General features: G+C 71.9%; 12 protein-coding genes. All 12 read right to left on the bottom strand.

Annotated features, from left to right (window positions below):
• Positions 1-9: 9 nt before the first annotated feature.
• Genes OO67_RS13710 through OO67_RS13655 form a run of 12 tightly spaced genes read right to left on the bottom strand, consistent with a single transcriptional unit; the run spans position 10 to position 20,135 of the window.
• Positions 10-3,771: a putative baseplate assembly protein gene (locus tag OO67_RS13710; RefSeq protein WP_033300143.1), complete on the bottom strand. Its 3,762-nt coding sequence runs from the start codon at positions 3,769-3,771 to the stop codon at positions 10-12.
• Positions 3,768-6,938 (bottom strand): putative baseplate assembly protein, encoded by a 3,171-nt coding sequence (locus OO67_RS13705; protein ID WP_033300142.1) that lies wholly within the window; start codon positions 6,936-6,938, stop codon positions 3,768-3,770. Before OO67_RS13705 ends, OO67_RS13710 begins: the two co-directional genes overlap by 4 nt.
• Positions 6,935-7,318, bottom strand: a complete 384-nt coding sequence (locus tag OO67_RS13700) for a GPW/gp25 family protein (protein ID WP_033300141.1) — start codon at positions 7,316-7,318, stop codon at positions 6,935-6,937. Before OO67_RS13700 ends, OO67_RS13705 begins: the two co-directional genes overlap by 4 nt.
• Positions 7,309-7,650: a hypothetical protein gene (locus OO67_RS13695; protein WP_033300139.1), complete on the bottom strand. Its 342-nt coding sequence runs from the start codon at positions 7,648-7,650 to the stop codon at positions 7,309-7,311. The genes OO67_RS13700 and OO67_RS13695 overlap by 10 nt, the downstream gene beginning before the upstream one ends.
• Before the next feature lie 60 nt (positions 7,651-7,710).
• Positions 7,711-8,241 (bottom strand): phage baseplate assembly protein V, encoded by a 531-nt coding sequence (locus OO67_RS13690; protein ID WP_033300138.1) that lies wholly within the window; start codon positions 8,239-8,241, stop codon positions 7,711-7,713.
• A gap of 43 nt (positions 8,242-8,284) precedes the next feature.
• Positions 8,285-9,424, bottom strand: coding sequence for a hypothetical protein (locus OO67_RS13685; RefSeq protein ID WP_033300137.1), 1,140 nt, complete (start codon positions 9,422-9,424; stop codon positions 8,285-8,287).
• A complete protein-coding gene (locus tag OO67_RS13680) occupies positions 9,417-9,791 on the bottom strand; it encodes a LysM peptidoglycan-binding domain-containing protein (RefSeq protein ID WP_033300135.1) in 375 nt (124 codons plus the stop codon). The genes OO67_RS13685 and OO67_RS13680 overlap by 8 nt, the downstream gene beginning before the upstream one ends.
• 4 nt (positions 9,792-9,795) lie before the next feature.
• Positions 9,796-10,482 carry a hypothetical protein gene (locus OO67_RS13675; protein WP_033300133.1) on the bottom strand — a complete coding sequence of 229 codons (687 nt, stop codon included), beginning with the start codon at positions 10,480-10,482 and terminating at the stop codon, positions 9,796-9,798.
• Positions 10,479-11,078: a HEAT repeat domain-containing protein gene (locus tag OO67_RS13670; protein WP_157841668.1), complete on the bottom strand. Its 600-nt coding sequence runs from the start codon at positions 11,076-11,078 to the stop codon at positions 10,479-10,481. Before OO67_RS13670 ends, OO67_RS13675 begins: the two co-directional genes overlap by 4 nt.
• Positions 11,079-11,122: 44 nt before the next feature.
• Entirely contained in the window at positions 11,123-17,713 is a 6,591-nt protein-coding gene (locus OO67_RS13665; RefSeq protein WP_051709366.1) for an eCIS core domain-containing protein, read from the bottom strand.
• Positions 17,710-17,997 (bottom strand): hypothetical protein, encoded by a 288-nt coding sequence (locus OO67_RS13660; protein WP_033300131.1) that lies wholly within the window; start codon positions 17,995-17,997, stop codon positions 17,710-17,712. Before OO67_RS13660 ends, OO67_RS13665 begins: the two co-directional genes overlap by 4 nt.
• On the bottom strand, positions 17,988-20,135 hold the full coding sequence (locus tag OO67_RS13655; protein WP_033300423.1) for an ATP-binding protein: 2,148 nt from the start codon (positions 20,133-20,135) through the stop codon (positions 17,988-17,990). The genes OO67_RS13660 and OO67_RS13655 overlap by 10 nt, the downstream gene beginning before the upstream one ends.
• Between the last annotated feature and the right edge of the window lie 21 nt (positions 20,136-20,156).

The following is a 20,156-nucleotide window of genomic DNA, read 5'->3' as shown; positions in this document are numbered from 1 at the left end:
CCTGGGTGTTCATGCGGTGACCTCCGTGAGAGTCAGCGTGTCCGGGACATCAGGTGACAGCAGGACCAGCTGGGCGGGCCGGATCCCGCGGAAGACGCACACCGCCCGGCCCTTCGCCAGACGCCTGGTGTCGGTGATGTCCGGGTTGAGGCGCAGGAGTTCGGCGAGCGCGATGCCGTACCGGGCGGCGACCGAGGTGAGCGTCTCGCCCTCCGGCGCGGTCACCCGGTGCACGTCCTCGTCGTAGGCGGCGAGCCGTGCCGGGACCGTGGTCCGTGGCTCGGCGAGCGCGTCCGCGAGGTCGGGCAGACCGTCCGGGGTGAGAGACGCCGGCACTCCGCCGAAGACGTCCACGTCCACGTGGTCGACCCCTGGCACGGAGTGGGCCGCCGCCAGGACGTCCGACAGGTGGGCGGGGCTGCCCAGCTGACGCCGGGAGCTGCCGAAACGGGTCAGCAGGGCCTGGCGCAGTCTCGGTTCGACGGCCTGCCAGCTGTGGTCCCGGGCCACCTTCACCCTCGCGGCGAGGAGGAGCAGCACCAGGTCGCGCGTCTGCACCCGTACCGGCAGCCGGGAGTCGCCGTACCGGGCGAGTGAGGAGCGCAGCGCGGTGAGCACGTCGGAGTCCCCGGCGATCGGAATGTCCTGGACCCCTGCGACGGTGACGTGCACCAGCCGGCGCCTGCCGTCGAAGATCTCGCGCGCCGCCGCCTGCCCGATCCCGGCCCGGGAGCGGGCGAAGTCCTCGTAGTCGGCGACCGACACCAGCCGGTCGAGGGCGGACACGGCGAGCGGGATCGCGGACCGGGTCCGGCCGGGACCGTCCGCGTCCGCGCCGCCCGTCGCGGGCCGGGGGTTGGTGACCCCGGTGACGCCCAGCGGCCGGGTGACCGCCTGGGTGACGCGGTCGGCCCGGACGTTGGCGGCCCTGCCTGTGCCGAAGCGGTAGCGGGCCCGGACGTTCTCGTGGCCGGTGGGCAGCCGGGCGCCGTGCACCCCGTCGCCGAAGGTCACCGTCGTCCGGCCGCCCGCCGCACCGCAGACGTAGACCCGCTCGCGCGGGCCACGGCCGGCGAGGCTGTCCACCCTGTGCCAGAGCAGCCCGTCGACCCGTATGTCGAGGACCGGGGCCGCGCCCAGCGGGTTGTCGGCGGGCATCCAGGTCAGCGGCGCCTGCCAGAGCGCGAACGTCTGGTTGGCGAGGTCCGCGTTCCCGCTGCCGACCGGTTCCTCCCTGCTCTCGCCGTGACTGGCCGCCACCACGTTGCCGCGTACGCGTACGGTGGAGCGCCGGTAGCGGTGGGCCAGGCCGGTCGTCAGGGTGAGCCTCGTGTGCACGTGGTCGCCGGGCAGCAGGGGGTCGAGCACCTGCTCGACGCCCGCGATCGTCACCAGCTCGGTGGCCGGCGCGGCGGGGACGTCGGTGCGCTCCCCCGAGACGATCAGCTGCCGTCCCGGGCGCAGCCCGTCGTACAGCTCGGCCAGTTCCAGTTCGTTGCCGTGCACGTCCTCGCCGAGCGGCTCGTCGGCGAGGCGCAGCGCCTGCCCGCCCGCATGCACGACGGCGTCACGGATGGTGGAGAGCAGCACGTCGTGCTCGTCGAGCCAGGGGTCGGCCAGGGTCAGCTCCGTGCCGCGGCCGGTGATGCCGAAGTCGGTGTACACGGCGGTGCGCAGGGAGGTGACCCTGGTGGTGACGGACCTGAGCGCCGGATCTCCCGGGATGCCGTCCGGGCCCGCGGCGCCCTTGCGGGGGCGCTCGATCACGACCCAGCTGCCGGCGGTGACCGAGTCCTGCACGGAGTCCAGGGCGATCACGTGACGGTTCGCGGGCTCCGGCACCGTGGCGACGCCGATCACCACGTTCGCGGGTTCGCTGCCGACCGTGTAACGGACGGTCAGCTCGTAGCCCTCGTGCCTGAGCTGCCGGTGGTCACCGGGCGCGAGGCGCCAGCTCCTCGGCTCACCGTTGTGCACGGCGACGTGGACGCGGCCGTCGTCCGCGGGCCGTGACACGAACAGCGTCCGCTCGGGCAGGCCGTCGAGGAACTGGGCGGTGACGCCCGGCTCCTGCGAGTCGGCGGGGCGCCTGTTCAGCCAGCTCAGATCGTGGTCCTGAGCGGTCCGGGTCATCACCGCGACCCGGCCGGGCCCCAGATCGAACGTCGCCTCCGACGGCAGGTTCTCCGCGTGCTGGACGGACGAACCCGTCTCGGTGTGCTGGAACTCGGCACGCACCGGAACCTTGCCCGCAGTGTCGAACACCACCCGCATCGTCGTCAGGGCCGAGCCGCTCAACGGCCAGTCCGCCTGTCTGATCACCCGCCCCCGCTCGTCCTGCACCGGCCTCAGGGGGGCCATCGCCCCGAACGGGGCTGCTGTCACCCGCATCGCCTGCACCTCGTGCAGGAGCGGTGGTGCGGTCGGGGCGGACCGCCGCCACGCCGGGTACAGCCCGTCGGCGATCCGGGGGTCGAGCGCCGCCAGCAGCCGTGCGCCCAGGTCGGTTCCCGGAGCCGGCAGCGGCGCACGGGCCTGCGCCGGCCCGGGCCCGCTCCGGGAGGGCCCTACGCCCCCGCCGCGCAACGCGGGGAGCACCGCGCCGAGCGCCTGCAGCGCCCCGGACGCCGGCGTGGCGGCGCGCGGCGTCGCGGGCGCCGGCCGGGAGGGCTCCAGCTCGGCCGCCTGGGCGATCATTTCGCCGACCATCGCCTCCAACTGCTCGAACCAGGCGGCGACATCGGCGTGCTCACGGGCGACGGCCTGGGCCTCGGCCAGCCGCTCGTGCGGCTCCGTCAGCCGTGCCACGAGGGCGGCCGGTGAGGTGACGGAGTCCAGACCGGCCCGCAGGGGGGCGAGCACGTGTGCGTCGAAATCGGCGATGAACCTGCTGACCGGACGCGGATTGGGGTTGTCCGGCGTGGGTTCGCCGTCCTCGACCGCCCGTTCGTCCTCGGTGATCCACTCGCGCAGCAGCTCCACCAGTTCACCGAGCGACGGCGGGGCGGACTGCTGGAGACCGATCGCGGTCACGTCCTCCTCCCGGTCGACACCCAGCCGGGCCACGGTGCGCAGCAGCCGCTGTCCCGGGTCGCCGTCACCGCCTCGTCCCCTGAGGACGAACAGCAGCCGGTCGCCGGCGTGCAGACCGGTCGTGGTGCCCGACACCTGGATCTCGGAGCGCCGGGTCAGATCCCGCTCGGTCAGCAGCGCGGGCCTGCGGCGGCGCACCGGCAGTTCGTTCCACGAGGCGCGGGCGGCGAGATCGGCGTCCGTCTCGAAGACCTGCGACTCCTCCTCGGAAGTGAGCGGAACGCTGTTGCTGCGCGCCCCGCGCGGGACGACCACCTCCACGTCCACGCCCCGCGGGTCCCTGTCCAGGGTGTACGCGAGATGTGTGCCGGCGGCGACGCCCGGCCTCGGCCGGTGCCCCACCAGGCGCCCGAGCAGCGCCAGCGAGCGGTGCTCGTTCGCGGTGCGCAGGTACGCCTCGTCCATGATCCGCTCGGAGTGGAACGTCAGCAGGTCACCGACGACGGCCCAGGAGTCAAGCAGTCCGACCGCCGGATCGTCCGGGGTGCGGACCGTCAGCCCACGCAGCGCCGGATAGGCCGGGGAGGCGAGCCGGTCCACCATGGCGGCCAGGAACGATCCGTGGTCCCCGGCCCGGTGGTCGAGAGCGGTGCGCCCCGGCGGGTTGTACAGGGCCTCGGGGGCCCGGCGTTCGTCGTGTCCACCGCAGCCGCAGCCGCAGCCGCCCGCGCCGCTCATCGGGTACCTCCGGCGAGTTCGATGGTCAGCCGCCCGTTGTCGGGGCGGTCGGGGTCGTTGTCGCAGCGTGCGACCTCCAGCGCGCCGAGCCGCAGCACGCCCGTCTCCAGGGCGGTGCCGTCCGCGTCGCCACCGTCGAACAGCCGGCGGAGCCGGGTCACCCTCACGCTCTCCACCCCCTGCACAGCGGCCGCGGTGGCCACCAGCCGGCTGAGCCGCACCGGTTCCCCGAAGACGAGGGCGTCGGGATGGAAGAAGCCGAGCCGACCGTCGCGCAGCCGACCGCTGCCCAGCAGCCGGTACAGCTCGGCCAGGATCTGCCCGTGCTGATGGCCGGGTGCCGCACACACCGACAGGGCGATGTCCAGCGGTACGTTGCTCGCGGGGCCGACGACCAGGTCGTGGCCGATGCGCCGGTAGCGCTCCAGTGCGTACGCCACCGAGTCGAGCAGCGCGGGCTCCGGGTCCCCGGCCCCCAGTACGTCGACGGCGACATGGGCCTCCTGCACACTCCCCGTCCAGCGGATCTCCGCCGCCGCCCGCTGCACCCCCGGCAGGGCGGAGGCCAGCGCCGCGTAGTCCTCGGCGGTCACCGCGCGCCGCGCGGTGCGCCTCAGGTCGAGCGGGGCCAGCTGCCTGACCTGTTCGAGGGGTTCGGGGTCCGTTCCGCCGGCCGCCGGCAGCGGATTGCGTACCCCGGCGACCGGCAGCGGCTCCCCGGCGTCCTCGGCCCCCGGGTCGCGGTGCAGCACCAGGTGGTTGACGGCCTCCGCGCCGACGTTGCCCGCCGTGCCGCCGCCGAGCCGGTAGTGCAGCTCCAGCCGGGCACCGGGCCGGGGTTGGGCACCGTGCCGCCCGTCGCCGAACCGCAGCGCGATACGGCCGTCGTCCTCCAGCTCACCGACGAAATACCGGTCCCGGTGACCGGCGGCGAGCAGATCCCGCCGCGCGGTCCACTCCTCGTCGCCGTCCACGGCCCTCACCGCCGGCAGCGCGGCCCGCGGATCCTGGACGAGGGCTGCGGCGGGACCCCGCAGCACCGGCTCGCCCGGATGCAGTCCGGCCGCGTGGCCGGGGCCCCAGGTCTGCGCGATCTCCCAGGCGATGCCGGCGTCGAGCACCGCGCCCGCCCGGGCACGTGCGGTGAGCACCTGGAGCCTGCGGAGCTTCGGTGCCAGCAACCGGTCGCTGCGGTGCAGCAGTTCCCGTAGCGCGCGTACGGGGTGGAGGTGCAGCTCCAGGTGTTCCAGTATCCGCAGTCCGAAGAGCACGGTCAGCTCGTCGATCTCCGCCTCGCCCAGCCCGTCGCGGTCGCGGGCGCTGCGCCACAGCTCCACCAGTCGCTCCCGGACCCGCCCGGGCACGGCGGCCAGCCGGTCCGCCTGCCCGGCCGAGACGTGCTCCGGCAGGGGGAAGGGCGCCGCCTGGACGACGGGTGAGCGCTGGAGCACCGGCCGGAACCGGGGCCTGATGCCCGGGTAGGTGACCTGCGCGAGGAGCGTCGCCAGCGCCTCGGCCTGCTCGTAGGCCGTACCCGGTACGACCTTCTCGCGCCGCCGCCCCGCGAGCTCCAGGCCGATGCCGGCACGCGTCACCTCATCGTCTCCCACCCGCTCCGACAGCTCCCTCACCTGCGCCGGGGTGAGCAGCCGTCCGCGCCGCGTCTGTTCCAGGCGTTCGCCCAGGAGCCGGGCCGGTGCGTTGCCCGCGCCGGCCTCCCCGCAGCCGGAACCGGACGGCTCGCAGGAGCCGGGGACGGCGGGCTCCGGAGGCACGGTCACCGTCTCCGGCAGAGCACCGCCGAACGTCAGCGACCTGCCGTGATCGACGAGGACCACGTTGCCCCGGGCGACGGTGACGTCCTCCACCGGTGCGCAGTCCGGGCCGCCGCGCGTCGAGAGGCACAGGGGGAAGGCGAGCGCGTCCTCGCGGGCCCAGGTGACCTCCAGCACCGGCTGGCCGGCCAGCTCGTCCACCCCCGGGGTGACCGACGTCAGCCGAACCGCCTGCCGGTGCGCGGGGTCCGCGTCGCCCGGCGTACCCGAACGCCGCCCGCGCACCTCCTCGAACACCAGCAGGTCACCGGGCGACAGGGCCAGCGTCCGCGTCGTGCGTTTCCTGTCGGTCCACCCGTCCCTCAGTGTCGCGGACACCGCTCCCCTGGGCAGGGCGCACACCTCGTCGCCCCAGGTCCAGAAGCGGATGGTGTTGTGCGCCGGCCGCAGTTCGGCCGGCTCGGAGTCCACCACCGGCTCGAACACCTCCACCGCACCGCGCTCGGCCCACACCGCCAGCTCGCGGTCCTCGACGACGGTCCCGGCCGCGGGCCGGTCGCGCGGACCCGGCGTGCGGACGTCGACGGCGGCGAAGCGGAAGGTGCCGGGCAGCAGCGTCAGCCGCTTCGTCACCTCGACGGTGACCAGGGCCCTGGCATTGCACCCGTCATGCATCGGGTAGTCGATCAGCCGTACGTGACGGCGTACCGACACCCGCCTGCGGGCGGTGTCGAGGTACGCCTCCGTCGCCACCGCGTCCTGCTGGTAGCTGATCCGGTCGGCCGTGTACGCCAGGAGTTCGACGAGCGTGACACCGAGGTCGGCGGGGTTGCGCTCCACCCAGTCGGGGGTGGTCAGTGCGAGCCGGTCCAGGATGAGCCGGCGAACCGAGTCGAAGTCGCGCGCCGTGTAGTCGATGACGGGTGGCTCGGCCCGGGGCCCGGGGTCGCGGCCCGCCGTGCCGTCCACGCAGTCGAAGGGCGCGGGGCAGTCCGGCCGGAACTCGAACTCCGCTCGGAAGTACCGCTGGTCGAAGCCGGGGTAGGGCTCCGTGCCCGGCCGCCCGTACGGATCGGCCTCCACCACCGACAGCCGGTAGCGCGAGGTGTCCCCGGTGCGGTCGAGCGTCACGAGCAGCCGGTCGTCGAGTTCCGGGTCCTCCTCCCGCTCCACGGTCACCTCGACCGCCTCGATGTGCGTGACGCGGCGCCCGCCGTCGATGCGGATGTTCTCCGCGCACAGTCCGTGCGGTGCCTTGCCCAGGAAGGTGACGGTCAGCGTCACCCCGTCGTCCCCGGCGTCGACCGCGTCCACGCCGTGGAGCCGCGCCGCGCGTACCTTGCCGCGCCTGCCGTCCGTCCGGCAGACCACTTCCCTGCCCGTGCCGCTCATGCGGGCCCGCTCCCTTCGAACACGTCGTCACGCCGGGTCCCGGTGGAGCGCACCACGTAGCTGAGATGCACCCGGACCACGTTCTCCTCGCTCACCACGTCCAGGGCTTCCACATCGATCAGCTCACCCAGCCAGCGCTGCAGCGAGGCCTGCACGGACAGCTCCAGCGCCGAAGCCAGCTCGGGGCTGTTCGGTGTGAACACCAGATCCAGCAGCCCGCAGCCGAAGTCGGGGCGCATCAGCCGTTCACCGGGGCTGGTGAACAGCAACTGCTCGACCAGGTCCCGCACATGCTCGTCGTACCGGGCATGCGCCGTCCGCCCGCGCCGGTCGCCGCGGAACGGGAACGCGATGTCGCTGCGTACGGTCCTCATCGGCATGTCGCCCCCTGGCGGGCGGCGGTTACGAGGAGCGGCCCCTGCGGCACGAGCGCCGCGCTGAAGCACTGCGCCGCACTCGTGTGCAACAGGACGGGTACGCCGTCGACTCTCACGCCGTCCGGCTGCGGGCTCCACCGGACGGTGGTGCACGGATGCGGCACCCCGTCGACGGTGTGCGGGCACCCGGTCACCAGGAAGCTGTCGGAGGCGGTGTGCACGGGCAGCCCGTCCATGCGCACGGCCGCGTGCGCGGACGCGGCGGAGGCCCGGCCGCCGTGCGGGCAGTGGAGGGTCGCTGCGGCGCTGACGATGGTCCCTGAGCTGGTGGACAAGTCTTCTCTCCCCGTTGTCTGTTACTGCCCTGCTGCCTGATGCTTCACTGCTTCACTGCTTCACTGCTTCTTGGCCACGATCAGCCGGCCGTCGTTGATGTTGACCTCGCCATCCGCCAGCACGATCGAGGCGCCCTGGCCGTCGCCGATCGTCACGCCCTTCTCGTCCACCTGGATGTACGCCCCGGTCGCGGCCTGGAGACGGATGCCGTCGCCGCCGTCCGGCACGTCACCCATGACGAACTTGTGCCGGTCGGAGGTCTGGATCACCACGTTCTGGTGGGCAGGTCCCCCGGTCAGCGCGTCGGGCGGGAGCTCGGAGGCGTCGCCGTACCAACAGCCGGTCCAGATGGGGAAGCTGACGTCTCCCTGCTCGAACTCCACCCACACGCCCGCACCTTCGGCGGGGACGGCGTACTGCCCCGACTGCGGCCCCGTGAACGGCAGGCAGGGCATGGCCCAGGTGGACGTCTCGTCGCCCAGGACGTCCGGCACCTTGACCGTGACCCGCCCGGTCCTCAGCGGATCGTCGTTGCTCACCACCCGCCCTCGGAACTTGCCGAGAAACCGGTTGTTCGGTCCTGCAGCCATGCGAAGTTCTCCTGGTTCGTTTCCGCTCCCGCTGTCGCGGCCGTCACGGTCGTACGGTGTCGCTCCGGGCGATGAGGCCCTCGCGCGAGAGCGTGAAGTTCTGCTGGTACGAGCCGGGCCTGAGGGTGTGGGTGACGGACTTGACGAAGTAGTCGCCGTCGTAGGTCACCCCGGCCCCGCGGACCCCGACCAGCTCGCGCGGCCGCAGGATGTACCCGTGCCGGTTCACGTCCAGCGACCCGGACCCCGAGATGGCGTCGGCGGACAGCGCGGCCCGCGCCAGCAGTTCCGCCTGCGCCTGCGCCGACTCCTTCTTGGCCGTGCCGGACAAGGTGCGCCGCTTGAGTGCGGGGGTGGCCCGGCGTCCGAGCGGGGGGCGCAGCGGCCCGATGTCGGGCTGCGGCAGCAGCCGGCTGTCCCGGGTGGCCGGGTCCTGCACCCGGGCCTGCGGTTCCTCCCTGGCCGTCCCGTCGTACGCGAACGTCAGCTGGTCGACGGTCGAGTTGACGTCCATGTTCACGTTGAGCGCGTGCTGCCGCTGCCCGAGGCGGGCCTCCGGGCCCCAGACGGCGGTGGAGTGACCGGGACGGGGTCCCGGCTCGAGGTAGAACGTGTATCCGTTGGCCCGGGCCAGGTCGTTCACGTAACTCAGGTCGGTGCCCGACTGGTAGTCGACCCTCAGCTGTTCGCGTGGCGGCTGCTCGATCTGCTCCTGGAAGACACGGGCCTCGATGCCGTAGTCCGCGTACTTGGCGAGGATGCGGGCGACGCGCCCGGAGGGCCGCAGGTTCGGGTACCGGTCGGTGCGCTCCTCCAGGTCCATGAGGAGGGTCAGGTCCTCACCGGTCACCGTGAGGGTGGAGTGCCCCGGCTGATTGCTCGCGCCGACCTCCTGGCGCACGATCAGTCCGTCGAGCAGCACCCAGGCCGTGCCCTTCACGCTCACGGAGAGGATCACCCGGGTCTTGGGGTCGAAGAACCCCTCGGGCAGCAGCCGCCGGGACAGCGCACCCTGCTTGGTGAGGTCGAACGCCATCTGGAACCCGCTGCGTTCACCCGCGGTGGCGGTGATCTGGGCGGACAGCAGTGCCTCGGTGACCTCGGGCGGAACGGGCCTGGTCAGCCGGGGTCCCGTCTGCAGGGTGATGTGGATGGGCCCGTTACCCACGGGCTGGTCAGACATACCGTCCTCCCGTCCCCGGGAAGCCCCCGGCGTGCGGGACGGCGATGGTGCGGCCCGCCTCCTCGGTCAGCTCGTGCGGGTCCAGCACCGGATTGGCGTCGGCGATCTGCCACCACTGCCCCGGGTCGCCGAAGTACCGCTGCGCGAGCAGGTCCGGCCGCTCTCCGCTGCTGACGGTGTGCGGGGCGCCCTCCTGTTCCGTTTCGCTCAACGGTGGTAGCAACCGCCGTTTCGTGTAACGGACTTCGGTCCCGTCGGCCAGCCGGTGCACGCCGATCCCGGCATCGTGGTACCGGCTGGAGCGGGGGTAGGGGTGGGCGCCGGCTACGGCGTCCAGGGCGTTCTCGTACGGTTCGATCCCGGCCATGTCCTCAGCCCCTCCCCATGACGGTGTGGCCCCCGGCCGGCCCCAGCGAGCCGAGCCCGCCGCCGCGCGCGGCCCTGGCGAGCTGCTCCTTCTGCGCGAGATGCGCCATGTACAGATCGGCCCCGCGGTGCCCGGCGGGCAGGTCGCTGACGCTGAGCACCTTCATGCCGATGCCGAGGCTCGCCCTGATCGGATTGAGGTTCACGTCGAACGCGGACTCGTTGATGGACAGTTCGGTGAGCCGCACGGGCATGACGCGCTTGCTGCCCCAGGTGAAGAGGGTCAGCGGCATCTCGATCGGGCTGATCTCGATGGCCCCCTTCCGGGAGAGACGACCGGCCTCGCGCAGCTGGGCGGTGGTCGGGTGGACGAGCATCTCCAGGGTGGCCAGCTCGGGGTGGATCCCGTCGGGGGCGGCGACCTCGAACTGGTCGGTGGCATCGATCTCTGCGGTGAACTTCCACGTCTCCTCGGCGGGCCCCTTGAGACGGAGGGCCTCGTTACGGTCCCCGCCCCCGCTGCCGCCTCCCCCGGAGTCACCGCTCCCGCCGGCGGACTGGGGCGCGAGACTGCGCTCCAGGGTGTCGGGGTTGAACTGGAGGACGATGATGCGCTGGGGAGTGCCGCGTTCGGGGTCGACGACGACTATGCCGGAGCGGATGGGCTTGGGGATGTCTGCGTAGCGGGTCATCGTCCGGTTCCTTCCGCTGCATCGAATCGCGTGACGGCCTGTGCTGCCTCCGCGGCGATCCGCGGGTCCTCGTCCGATTCCGCCATCTGTGCCAGGAGGGTTCGGTAGACGGGCCATTCGGCATACACCATCGCCCACAGCGCTGCCCTGCGGACTCGTGCGTCCTTGTGCTGGACCGACTCCCGCACGCGGGTGACGACGTCGGCGTTCTCGACCAGTGGGGAACCGACTCCCAGACGCATCAGAGCCTTGGCCCACCCCGCCGGATAGACACTGGCATCGAATTCCTCCAGCATGTCGTCGAGTCGCCAGACGGGAAGCTGGTCGGCGATGCGGTCGGCCCTCTCCTCGGCGGCGATCCGGTCGCTGTTTCGCACCACCAGGTAGACGACGTCCGCGAATTCATCCACGACGTAGTGAATCGAACCTCCATCACCGGCATCCCATGCAACTTCGTAGAAGGTTCCCTTTTCAGGATCCCTTTCCACCTGGCCGACGAAGTCCCAGCCATTGCGGTCGGCGAATGCCCGGACCTCTTCGGGTTCAGCATCCTCCTTGACAACGAGATTTCGGCTCGAAAACCGGCCTACTGACATTTGACGCATCCTTCCTGTACGAGTCGGAGGTTTCGCCGCGCACCCTACGACGCATCATAAATGCGCTCGATCTCGCTCCGAATTCTGGCGAACAGCGCCTTCTTGGGATCGCCTTCGCCGGAGAAGTCCAGTTCCAGAGAAGCGGCCCAGCCCTGCAGAAATCTGACCTCCCGTCGCGCCATGGTCTTTGCGTCCGCCGTATCGGCCACCTCCCCACGGTCAGCCGCTTGCGCCCAGGCATCCTGCGCATAGGCACTGTTCCATTTGCGCATCTGATCGCGGGCTGCTTCCCTTTCCGACTCCGGCAGGTCCTTGTCGTTCATCGTCGCGCGCGCCTGCTTCCGCATTGCGGGGGTGACACCCTGTGACTTGAGGTGCTTCTCGTAATGCATCCCCGTAAGTTTCTCCAGGTCGCCGGGCGTGAGGCCCTCCCGCCTTCCCAACGCCGCCATTCTGCGAGCAACGACTTGCGAGTCCACGCCTTGCGAGTTGCCCATCATTTCCTCGAAGGCGTATCGGAAGTTGAGCTGACGGGCCCTGCTCTGTGCACCTTTGGGAGCCAGGGGGAGTTTCATCATGACGCGCTGGAGACCAGCCATACCTCGCCGCCGCTGGGCCGTGGCGATCGCCTCGGGGTCTCGTGCGCCCAGGCTGTAGGCCATTGCCCGGTACACGAGGTCACTGCTCGACCTGTTCTCTTCCACCGCGCCGAGTGTGTGCAGGAAAACACGCTGACTCTGTGACGTCTGCGAGTTCGATTCCGTTCGCCCACCCAGATCGCTGAGCATTCCCCGGGCAAGCTCCCGCTGAATGTCCGGCGACACTCCCGCGAACATCTTGGCGTAATCGTGATTGAGCCTGTCCTCGTCCGTCGCACCGATCTGCGAGACGACCTGATTGCGGGGGGAGTCCACGCCTTGTCTGAGGCCGGCAGCACCCCCGCCGGAGGTCCCGACTCTGCGGTAGCTTCCGTTGCTCATCTGGTTCTCGCGCAAGGTGGCGGCCAGCGTGTGGGACTGCGCCCGCTCACCGAGAGCCAATTGCTTTCCGTCCACCGAGTAGCCGAGGCCCTGCGCGCCCGCGCGGGTGCGCGGAGAGTTCTGCACGTCGTCCGCGACCTCACGGATGAACCGGAGGAGTTCGTCCCGGTCGAGCTTGACGCCGGCCACGACCGACTGTCCCGGGTTGAGCACGGCCTCGATGTCGAAGCGTTCGCCGCCCTGTACGGACAAGCGTGTCAGCCTGTGCCACAGACGCATTCCGCTGAGTGCCGCGTTGAGCACCGGGCGCCTGACGCCCTTGTCGAGCAGCCTTTTCAGCTGGGGCCTGATCCTTGCGACGATCCTGCGGAGCCGGGCCTCCTTGGACTCCTTCGAGTCCTCCTTCTTCTTCCGGTCGTCCTGGTTCTGCTTCCTGCGGTCCTGCTGGATCTTCTTGTTGTCGCGCAACCGGTCGCGCCTCTTCGTGAACGCGTTCCGCAGCTTCGACGCGCTGCTCTTCAGCGCCTTGCCCGGCTTGCTCTTCCTGAGCTTCTTACCCAGCGTCTTTCCAGCGTTGCGGACCTTCTTCAGCGCCGACTTCACCGCTGATCTGGCCTTGTCCAGGGCCCTGCCCGAAGGCGACTTCGGTTTCTTCGGCCTGGTCGGCTTGGGGCCCTCGATCTCCTTCTTCTTCGTGGGAGTCCGCGGGGAACTCTCGGGGGACCTGTCCTTCGTCGGCCCCGGCCTGGTGTCCTTCGGCTTCGTCACGGACGGCGAAGGCCCCGGCTTCGCCGGCCCCTTCGGTGTCGCCGTGTCCTTCGGCTTCACCGGTGCCTTCGGGTTCGGCGACGGCTTGCCCTTCGGCTTCGGCGCCACCGGCGGCTTCGTCATCGCCGTCTTCGCGTTCCGCATCGCGTCCCGCGCCTTGTTGACGGCCGAGCCGGCGGCTTTCTTCGCGCCCTTACCCGTCCTCTTCAGGCCCTTCATGATCTTCTGGGCCATCGTCTGGAGCCGCTTGCCCACTCCCTTCGTCGCACCCGCCAGACGGATCATCAGGAAGTTCGCGATGAAGTCCAGCAGCGCCACGATGCCGGCGGCCACCGCCTCCGCGAAGAGACAGGCGGCAGGGCCGGCCTTCACCGCCCTCAAGTACCCCCAGAATCTGCTGAACGCGGAGAGGATCGAGCTGATGCTCTGCCAAGCAGCCATCAGCCCCTGCACGATCGTGAGGATCGCGCCCGCCGCGGGGACGATCATCGAGACGACCTTCTCGATCACGATCGAGGCGATCATCATCGGCAGTGAGGCGATGATCGCGTCCCATGCCATCTTCCCGATCTGCTTGATCGAGACGCAGCCCTTCACCAGGACGTCGATCACGGCCTTGCCGAGCCCGAGGATGCCCTCGACCTTGGTGTCGAACCACCGCTTGACGCCCGTCTTGATCGCGCCCCACAGATGGTCCTGAACGCCGGACTTCGCCGAGCTGCCGGCCTTGCCGATCCAGCCGCCCGGGTCCGGTGCGATGTCCGCGACCAGCGCGGCGAACTTGCCCAGCGCCTCGATCGCCGCCTGGGCGAACTTGATCGCGCCCAGGATGACCGCCTGGTAGGCCTTGATGACGGCTTTGATCCCCGCCTCGAGGACGTCGAGCAGCGCGTTCAGGCCCGCCGCCAGGGCGTCCAGCAGAGCGTTCACGGCCTTCTTCAGGCCGTCCGCCAAGGTGTTGACCGCCGCGATCGCCTTGTCCCTCAGACCTTCGATCGCCCTGCGGAACCTGTCCCGTAGCTCGGGGAACGCCGCCAGCAGCACGTCCCCGATCGCGATCAGCGCGTCCGCGAGCACATCGATCGCCGCGATCGCGAGGTCGCGCACGAAGTCGATCGCCTTGTTCGCCCAGTCCTTGAACGTGTCGATGATGCTGTTCACGGCCTTGCGTGCGGCGTCGAACACCGCCGTCACGGCCTCCAGGAGCGCGGTGAAGAAGCCCTTCACCTTGTCGGCGATCCAGCCGAAGAACCCTCCGGAGGGCTTCTTCTCCTCCTTCTTCTTCTCCGCCTCCTTCTCCGCGTTCTCGCGCTCCGTGTCGATCTGCTGGTTGTCCTTGTCCTTCCTCTCGCCGACCTCCTTGTCCTTGTCGTCGCGGGCCTTGACGATCTCCTTGTTCTTGGCGGTGTGCTCCTTCTCGGAGTTCCTGTCCGCCTCTTCGACCTTCTGGTCCTGCTCGGTGCGCCAGGCCTCGCGCTCGCGCTGCGCTTCCTCGGCTGCCCGGCCGCGTTCCGCGGTCTGCTTCTCCGCGTTCTGCGTGACCTCACGGTCGATCTCGGTCTGCTTCTCCCGCTTGGACTGCTGCTCGCCCTCCTTGTGCTTCTTCTCCTCGGTGACCAGATCACCCTGTGCCTGTCCTGCCGCCCCCTGGATCTCTCCGCCACGCTCCTGCCTGGCGACCGCGCCCACACCCGGTCCGGCCCGCGCGCCCTTGGCTGCGCCGGCGCCGCGCCTGGCGCCCGCACGGCCGGTCGCCTTGCCGACGAGTTGCTCCTGCGGCGCGTCCGGGAAGATCTGGTCCTCGCCCATCGGCTTGGCGGCGTCCTCGCGCCCCGTGCTCTGGATGTCGGACTGCTTGTTCTTGAGCGCCTTGGCCTGGTCGTCCGTCCGCCCGGGGTCGCTCGCCCCCTCGAGCCGGATCTTCGGCGCGGGACCGACCGTCTTGTTGCGCAGTTCGGGGTCGACGGTCGGAACCGCGTCGGCCGCGGCCTCCACGTTCTTCGCCTCGTCGGCGCTCAGCTCGGCGGCCACGGGCATGGGCGGCGGCGGAGCACTGTCCGTGGGCTTGGCCCCGGCGGCCTTCTCGCTGCCCTTGGCCTGCTGCTCGTCGCCCTGGTCCTTCGGTCCGAGCTTCTCCACCTTGCCGGTCACCTGTGCGGCAGGCGGCGCGGCCTCGGGCGCCCCCGACTGCGTACGCGGCGCACCTGAAGGGCGTTCCCGCTCCGGCGGGGCGGCGTCGAGCCGCTGCTGCTCCTCGCCGACCTTCCTGTCGGCCGCGGCGTCCACTCCCGGCATCGCGGCGGCGGCCTGGTCCGGTGCCAGCTTGCTCACCGTGCCGATCGCGGCCTTGGGGTCCTGGCCGGAGACGTCCGGAGGCTCCTCGTCCTTCTTCTCCTCGAGCGCCGTGCCTCCGCCCCCGCCGCAGCTGCCGCCCGCCTCGTCCTTCTCCGCCGCGGGCTCCGGCGGGGCGCAGCCGCCGCCGTCCTTCTCCAGCGATGCCTCCGCCGCGGGGCCCGCGCCGGGACCGCCCGCCTGTTCGGCCGCCGGGCTCACGGCCGCCTGGGCGGCGGACGGCGCGGCACCGGGGCCGGCTGCGACGGTCGGGCCCACGGGCTCGGAGGCGCCCACCGCGCCGCGTGGTGACACTCCGGGACCGGACTCCCTGGGCACGCGGCTCCTCGGACCGGCGGCCTCGCGCTCCGACCTGGGCGGCTCGGCGTCACGACGCGCGGCAGGTGAGGGGTTGCGGTCCTCGACGGCCGTCTCCTGGGGCTGGGCACCCGCGGGCCGCGCTGCGGCCGGGCCGGAGAAGGCCACGGGAGCCGCGTCCGCCGCCGCGGTGGCCGATCCGTCACCCGTGGTGCCCCGCTGGACTTCCTGCCGTCCTCGTTCACTCAGCTGACGCTGTTCGTCCCCCGCATCGTCGGCGTTCCGCTCCCGCGCGTCTTCGGAAGGGACCGCCTCACGCTCCTGCTCATCGGCCGGACCGGCCTTCTCGGCCTCCGGTTGCTCAGGCTCCCTGTCGGTGGTCCCGGGGTCGGGGCCGACCTCCTGGTCTGTTGCCTTCTCCGGCTGCAGGTCCTTCGCCGCGCGGTCCTGCCCCTCGGCCGCGGGGCCGCCCTCCGGCTGAGGCGCCTCGCCCTCCACGGGCCCGACGTCCTGACCCGGCGCCTTCGTGTCGGGAGCCGCGGAGTCCTCGTCCTCCTCCTGCTGCTCCTTCTCGCGCTCCTGCTGGACCCGTTCGGCCTTGGTCGGCGGCGGCGCCGGGAAGGTGGGCAGGCCCGGTTCGGCCTCTCCCGGCGTCATCTCGTCCGCCGTCGGTACGGCGGACAGGTCGAGGTCGGCCTCGGGCAGGTGGTCCTCCGGCTTCAATGCCTCCTCGGTCCGGGCGGCACCTCCCGTGCGGTCATCGAGGTCCTCGTCGCCGCCGATCTCGTTCTCCGCGCCCGCCTCCAGTCCGAGTGGCTTCTCCTCCTCGCGGGGCTCGCCCTCGTCCTCGTCCTTCTCGTGGAGGCCGTGCTCGGACAGGGCGCTGTCCGGCAGGTCACCGCGTTCATCGACCTTCTCGGGACGGACGGGACCGGGCTGTGCCTTCGCCTTCGGGTCGAGGTTCTCCTGCTTCGAACCGTCCGCCGGCTTCTTCGCGCCGTCCTTGCGTGTGCGCTTGTCGGCGCCGGGAGCGTTCGCCTGCTCCGGGTCCTGCTCCTCGCGGTCCCGTTGGGCCTTGCGTTCCTCCTTCGCCTCCTCGGCGCCCGCCTGCTGCCCCTGTGCCCGCTCGTCGGCGGCCTCGTCGGTGCGCTGCCGGTCCGCGGACCGCTTCTCCTCCTCCTGCTGCTGTTCCTGTTCCGCCTGTTCGCGCGAGTGCGCGCGCTCGTCCTCCTGCTCCTTGCGCCGAGCCGCTTCCTGGTCCTCGGCCGCGGCGTCCGAACGCGCTCTGCTGCGGTCGCGGCCCTGCTGCGCGTCGCGGTCCCTGGCGTCCCGCCGCTCCTCGCGGGCGTCGTCGTCGCGTCGGCCTGCGGATGCGGTCTCCGCCCCCTGCTCCCGCTTCCACCGGGTACGCTCCACGCCCAGTGCCTCGAAGAGGTCGATCTCCGGGGCGGGTACCCCGGCCGATGTGAGGCCTGCCGGTCCGGTCTCCGCCTCCTCGGCGAGATCGAGCAGCAGGTCGTACTCGGACGTGAGCAGCCGGTTCTCCAGCCGGTCGAGTACGGAATCCTGCAACTGCGGTGCCAGGCGGGCGAGTTCCCAACGCACCCGCCCGGACAGGTCGGCGGGATCGCCGCGCAGCGAGCGCAGCAGACCGTTCGCGAGCCGGTCGACCAGTGTCGCCGGGTCCAGCTGCTCCAGCCGGTTCCGGTCCGCGTCCACGGTCGCGTAGCGCAGCCAGCCGGGCGTCGCCCGGCCCCCCTCGATCCGCTCCGAGGGCTCCCCGTCCCGTACGGACTCCTGCGCCGCCGATTCCGCCTCACGCTCCACCGCCTGCTGCGGCAGGCTCACCTCGCCCAGCTCGCGCCCGGCCCGCAGTGCGCCCAGACCGTGCGGGTTCTGCACCGTGTGCAGCAGTTCGTGGGCCAGCAGACGCTGACCGTCCTGCGTGCCGGGGCGGTACGTGCCTTCCCGGAAGAAGATGTCCTGTCCGACGGCGACCGCGTCCGCGCCGAGCATCCCGGTGAGCGCGCCCGCGTCCGGGCCGGTGTGCAGCCGTACCCGGCTGAAGTCGTGCCCGAGCTGTTCCTCCAGCTCCCGCCGTACGCTCAGGTCGAGCGGCTGGCCGGCACCGCTGACGATGTTCTTCGGCTCGGGCGCACGGGACGCGGCGCGTTCCTTGCGCTTGCGGCGCTTGGCGGACTGGTCCGGCCGTGTCTCCTGCGAGTGGGACGTACTCACCGCTTCACCTCGCCCCCGCCCGAGAGGCCCGTGTGCACCGCGCGCGCCAGCTCCTGGCCGAGGCGCCGTGCGGAGAGCGACGCGGGCAGCGGAGGCAGTCCTGCCAGGGCGTCCAGCGCCTGTCCGCCGTCGGCGGCGAGCGGCACGCCCCGTTCCCGTACGAGCCGGCCCAGCTCCGCCTGGAACGCCTCCGACACGCGTTCCGGATCCACCCGGCCGAACCCGTCGAGCACCAGCTCGCCGATGTCCACCCGTACCGTCCGCTGCTGCTCGTTCAGACCCATCCGTGCACCTCCGACGGCGTCAGGGAACGGTCGAGCTTCAGGTACTCGGTGCGGGCGGCCTCGAGCATGTGGCGCATCTGGAGCCGGTCGCCCTCCTCCGCCGCGAGGAACGCACCGGAGAGCGCGATGTTGCGGATGGAACCGCCCGCCACGGTCAGGCGCGCCAGCAGAGCGGGGTCGACGCCCTTCGTCGGCGCACGCGCGGGCAGCACACGGCGCCAGATCTCGGCACGCTCGCTCTCGCCCGGGAAGGGGAAGTCGACGACGAAGCGGATACGGCGCATGAACGCCGTGTCCAGCGCCTGCTTCATGTTCGTCGTGAGGATCGCCAGGCCCCGGTACGCCTCCATCCGCATCAGCAGGTAGCTGACTTCGAGGTTGGCGTACCGGTCGTGGGAGTCCTTGACCTCGCTGCGCTTGCCGAACAGTGCGTCGGCCTCGTCGAACAGCAGCAGGGCCCCGCCCTGTTCGGCGGCGTCGAAGACCCTGCGCAGGTTCTTCTCGGTCTCACCGATGTACTTGCTGACCACCTGGGACAGGTCGATGACGAACAGGTCCAGGCCCAGCTCCTTCGCCATCACTTCGGCGGCGAGTGTCTTGCCGGTGCCGGAACCGCCCGCGAAGAGCGCGGTGACGCCCAAGCCCCTGCGCAGTGTCCCGGCGAAGCCCCACTCCTGGTACACGGTCGGCCGCCGCCGCACATGCGCGGTGATCTCGCGCAGCACCCGCACCTGCCGTTCCGCCAGCACCAGATCGCCCCAGGCGGCCTGCGGCTCGATCCGGCGGCCCATCCCGTCCATGCCCGTCCGGGCCTCGGTGAGACCCGCCTGCCAGGCCAGAGCGGTCGCGTCCAGCCGCTCCTGGCCGGACAGGTCCCTGGCCACGGCCGCTCCTGCGGAGCGGACCAGATGGGGAGGGAGCGAGAACTGGGCCACGAGGTCGCGCAGATCGGCCTCCGACACGTCGGGGACGGCGGCGAACGCGTCGGTCCACACCCCGAGCTGCTCGTCCGCGTCCAGGGGCGGGACGGTGACGCGCTCGCCCCGGGGGCGTGCCGTCTGCCGCGGATCGGCACTCGACACGACCAGCGGCACGGCCGCGCTCTCGACGAACGCATCGGTTGCGGTGGCCTGTTCGCGGTCGGGGTCTCCGACCTCCACCAGCAGCGCCGCGGGCAGCAGGACCGCCTCGCGTTGCCACAGCCGGGCCAGCAGGTCGCGCTGGGCGGGGGCGGCCGGGAGATCGGCGGCCGACATCTCGTAGAGGCCGAGGCCCGCTCGGCGGGCCGCGGCGGCGGCGATGTCCACGCGGGTCCGGAGATCGCCGCCGACCAGCTCGACCCTGAGCGGCGCACCGCGCCCGGGCCCCGACCAGCCCGCCGCGACCCGGCTCGCCGTCAGGTCGTGGGAGGCGGGCAGCGAGTCAGGCGCGGTGGCCCGGCGCAGCAGCCCGTGCAGCCGTGCGTCCAGGTAGGGCGAGCCGGCCAGGAAGTGCAGGATCCGTTCGTCGAGCCGGAGCCGGGACGTGGTCAGCCGGGTCTCGTCGTCGAGCTCGACGATCCGCCAGCGCCTCAGAGGGGCGACGGGGGTCAGGGCGCTCCAGTGCGGATCGGCGAGCGCGGCGAGGGAGAGCGAGAAGGTGGGGTACGTACGCTCCGGATCCCCGCTGGCCGCGGCGCAGCGGGCGGCCGTGGTGGGGTCGAGCTCGGCCGCCGCGGCGAGCAGGACGATCTCGCGCTCGAACGGACTGAGGCCGAAGCAGGCGACCAGGGCGTCGAGAGTGGCGGGGCCGGGGCGCACGGCGCTCTCCGGCAGGGTGTCTCCCTGGCCGGATCCGGAGGCCGGACCAGGACCGGAACCGGAGCCGGAACCGGAACCGGAGCCGGACGCAGGTGCAGCAGCAGGGGCGCCCCCGGTCGTGCCGTCGGGGAGGACGACCGTGTCCCCGCCCGGGTCGCCACCGCGCGCGGGTCGCCGCTCCGCGTCTGCCGCACCGGCCGGGCCCGAGCCGCCTGTCGCGCGTCGGGCGTGGGTGTCGACGCGGGCGAGCACGTCGTGGACGGCCGCCAGGAGCATCCGCCCCTGCGCTGCCGCGTCGCCGCCCTCGCTCCGCCGCCCGTCCCCTTCGTACGTCCCCATGTCCTCACCCCCCGTGTCCCG

Source organism: Streptomyces atroolivaceus, from assembly GCF_000717025.1.
GTDB classification, from domain to species: domain Bacteria; phylum Actinomycetota; class Actinomycetes; order Streptomycetales; family Streptomycetaceae; genus Streptomyces; species Streptomyces atroolivaceus.
This window is presented reverse-complemented; position numbering and strand designations above follow the sequence as displayed.

Coding starts and splice junctions, on each gene's coding strand:
- OO67_RS13670 (WP_157841668.1), bottom strand. CDS start 11,078: ATGTCAGTAGGCCGGTTTTCGAGCCGAAATCTCGTTGTCAAGGAGGAT.
- OO67_RS13690 (WP_033300138.1), bottom strand. CDS start 8,241: ATGGCTGCAGGACCGAACAACCGGTTTCTCGGCAAGTTCCGAGGGCGG.
- OO67_RS13685 (WP_033300137.1), bottom strand. CDS start 9,424: ATGTCTGACCAGCCCGTGGGTAACGGGCCCATCCACATCACCCTGCAG.
- OO67_RS13705 (WP_033300142.1), bottom strand. CDS start 6,938: ATGAGCGGCACGGGCAGGGAAGTGGTCTGCCGGACGGACGGCAGGCGC.
- OO67_RS13660 (WP_033300131.1), bottom strand. CDS start 17,997: ATGGGTCTGAACGAGCAGCAGCGGACGGTACGGGTGGACATCGGCGAG.
- OO67_RS13710 (WP_033300143.1), bottom strand. CDS start 3,771: ATGAGCGGCGCGGGCGGCTGCGGCTGCGGCTGCGGTGGACACGACGAA.
- OO67_RS13680 (WP_033300135.1), bottom strand. CDS start 9,791: ATGGCCGGGATCGAACCGTACGAGAACGCCCTGGACGCCGTAGCCGGC.
- OO67_RS13675 (WP_033300133.1), bottom strand. CDS start 10,482: ATGACCCGCTACGCAGACATCCCCAAGCCCATCCGCTCCGGCATAGTC.
- OO67_RS13700 (WP_033300141.1), bottom strand. CDS start 7,318: ATGCCGATGAGGACCGTACGCAGCGACATCGCGTTCCCGTTCCGCGGC.
- OO67_RS13655 (WP_033300423.1), bottom strand. CDS start 20,135: ATGGGGACGTACGAAGGGGACGGGCGGCGGAGCGAGGGCGGCGACGCG.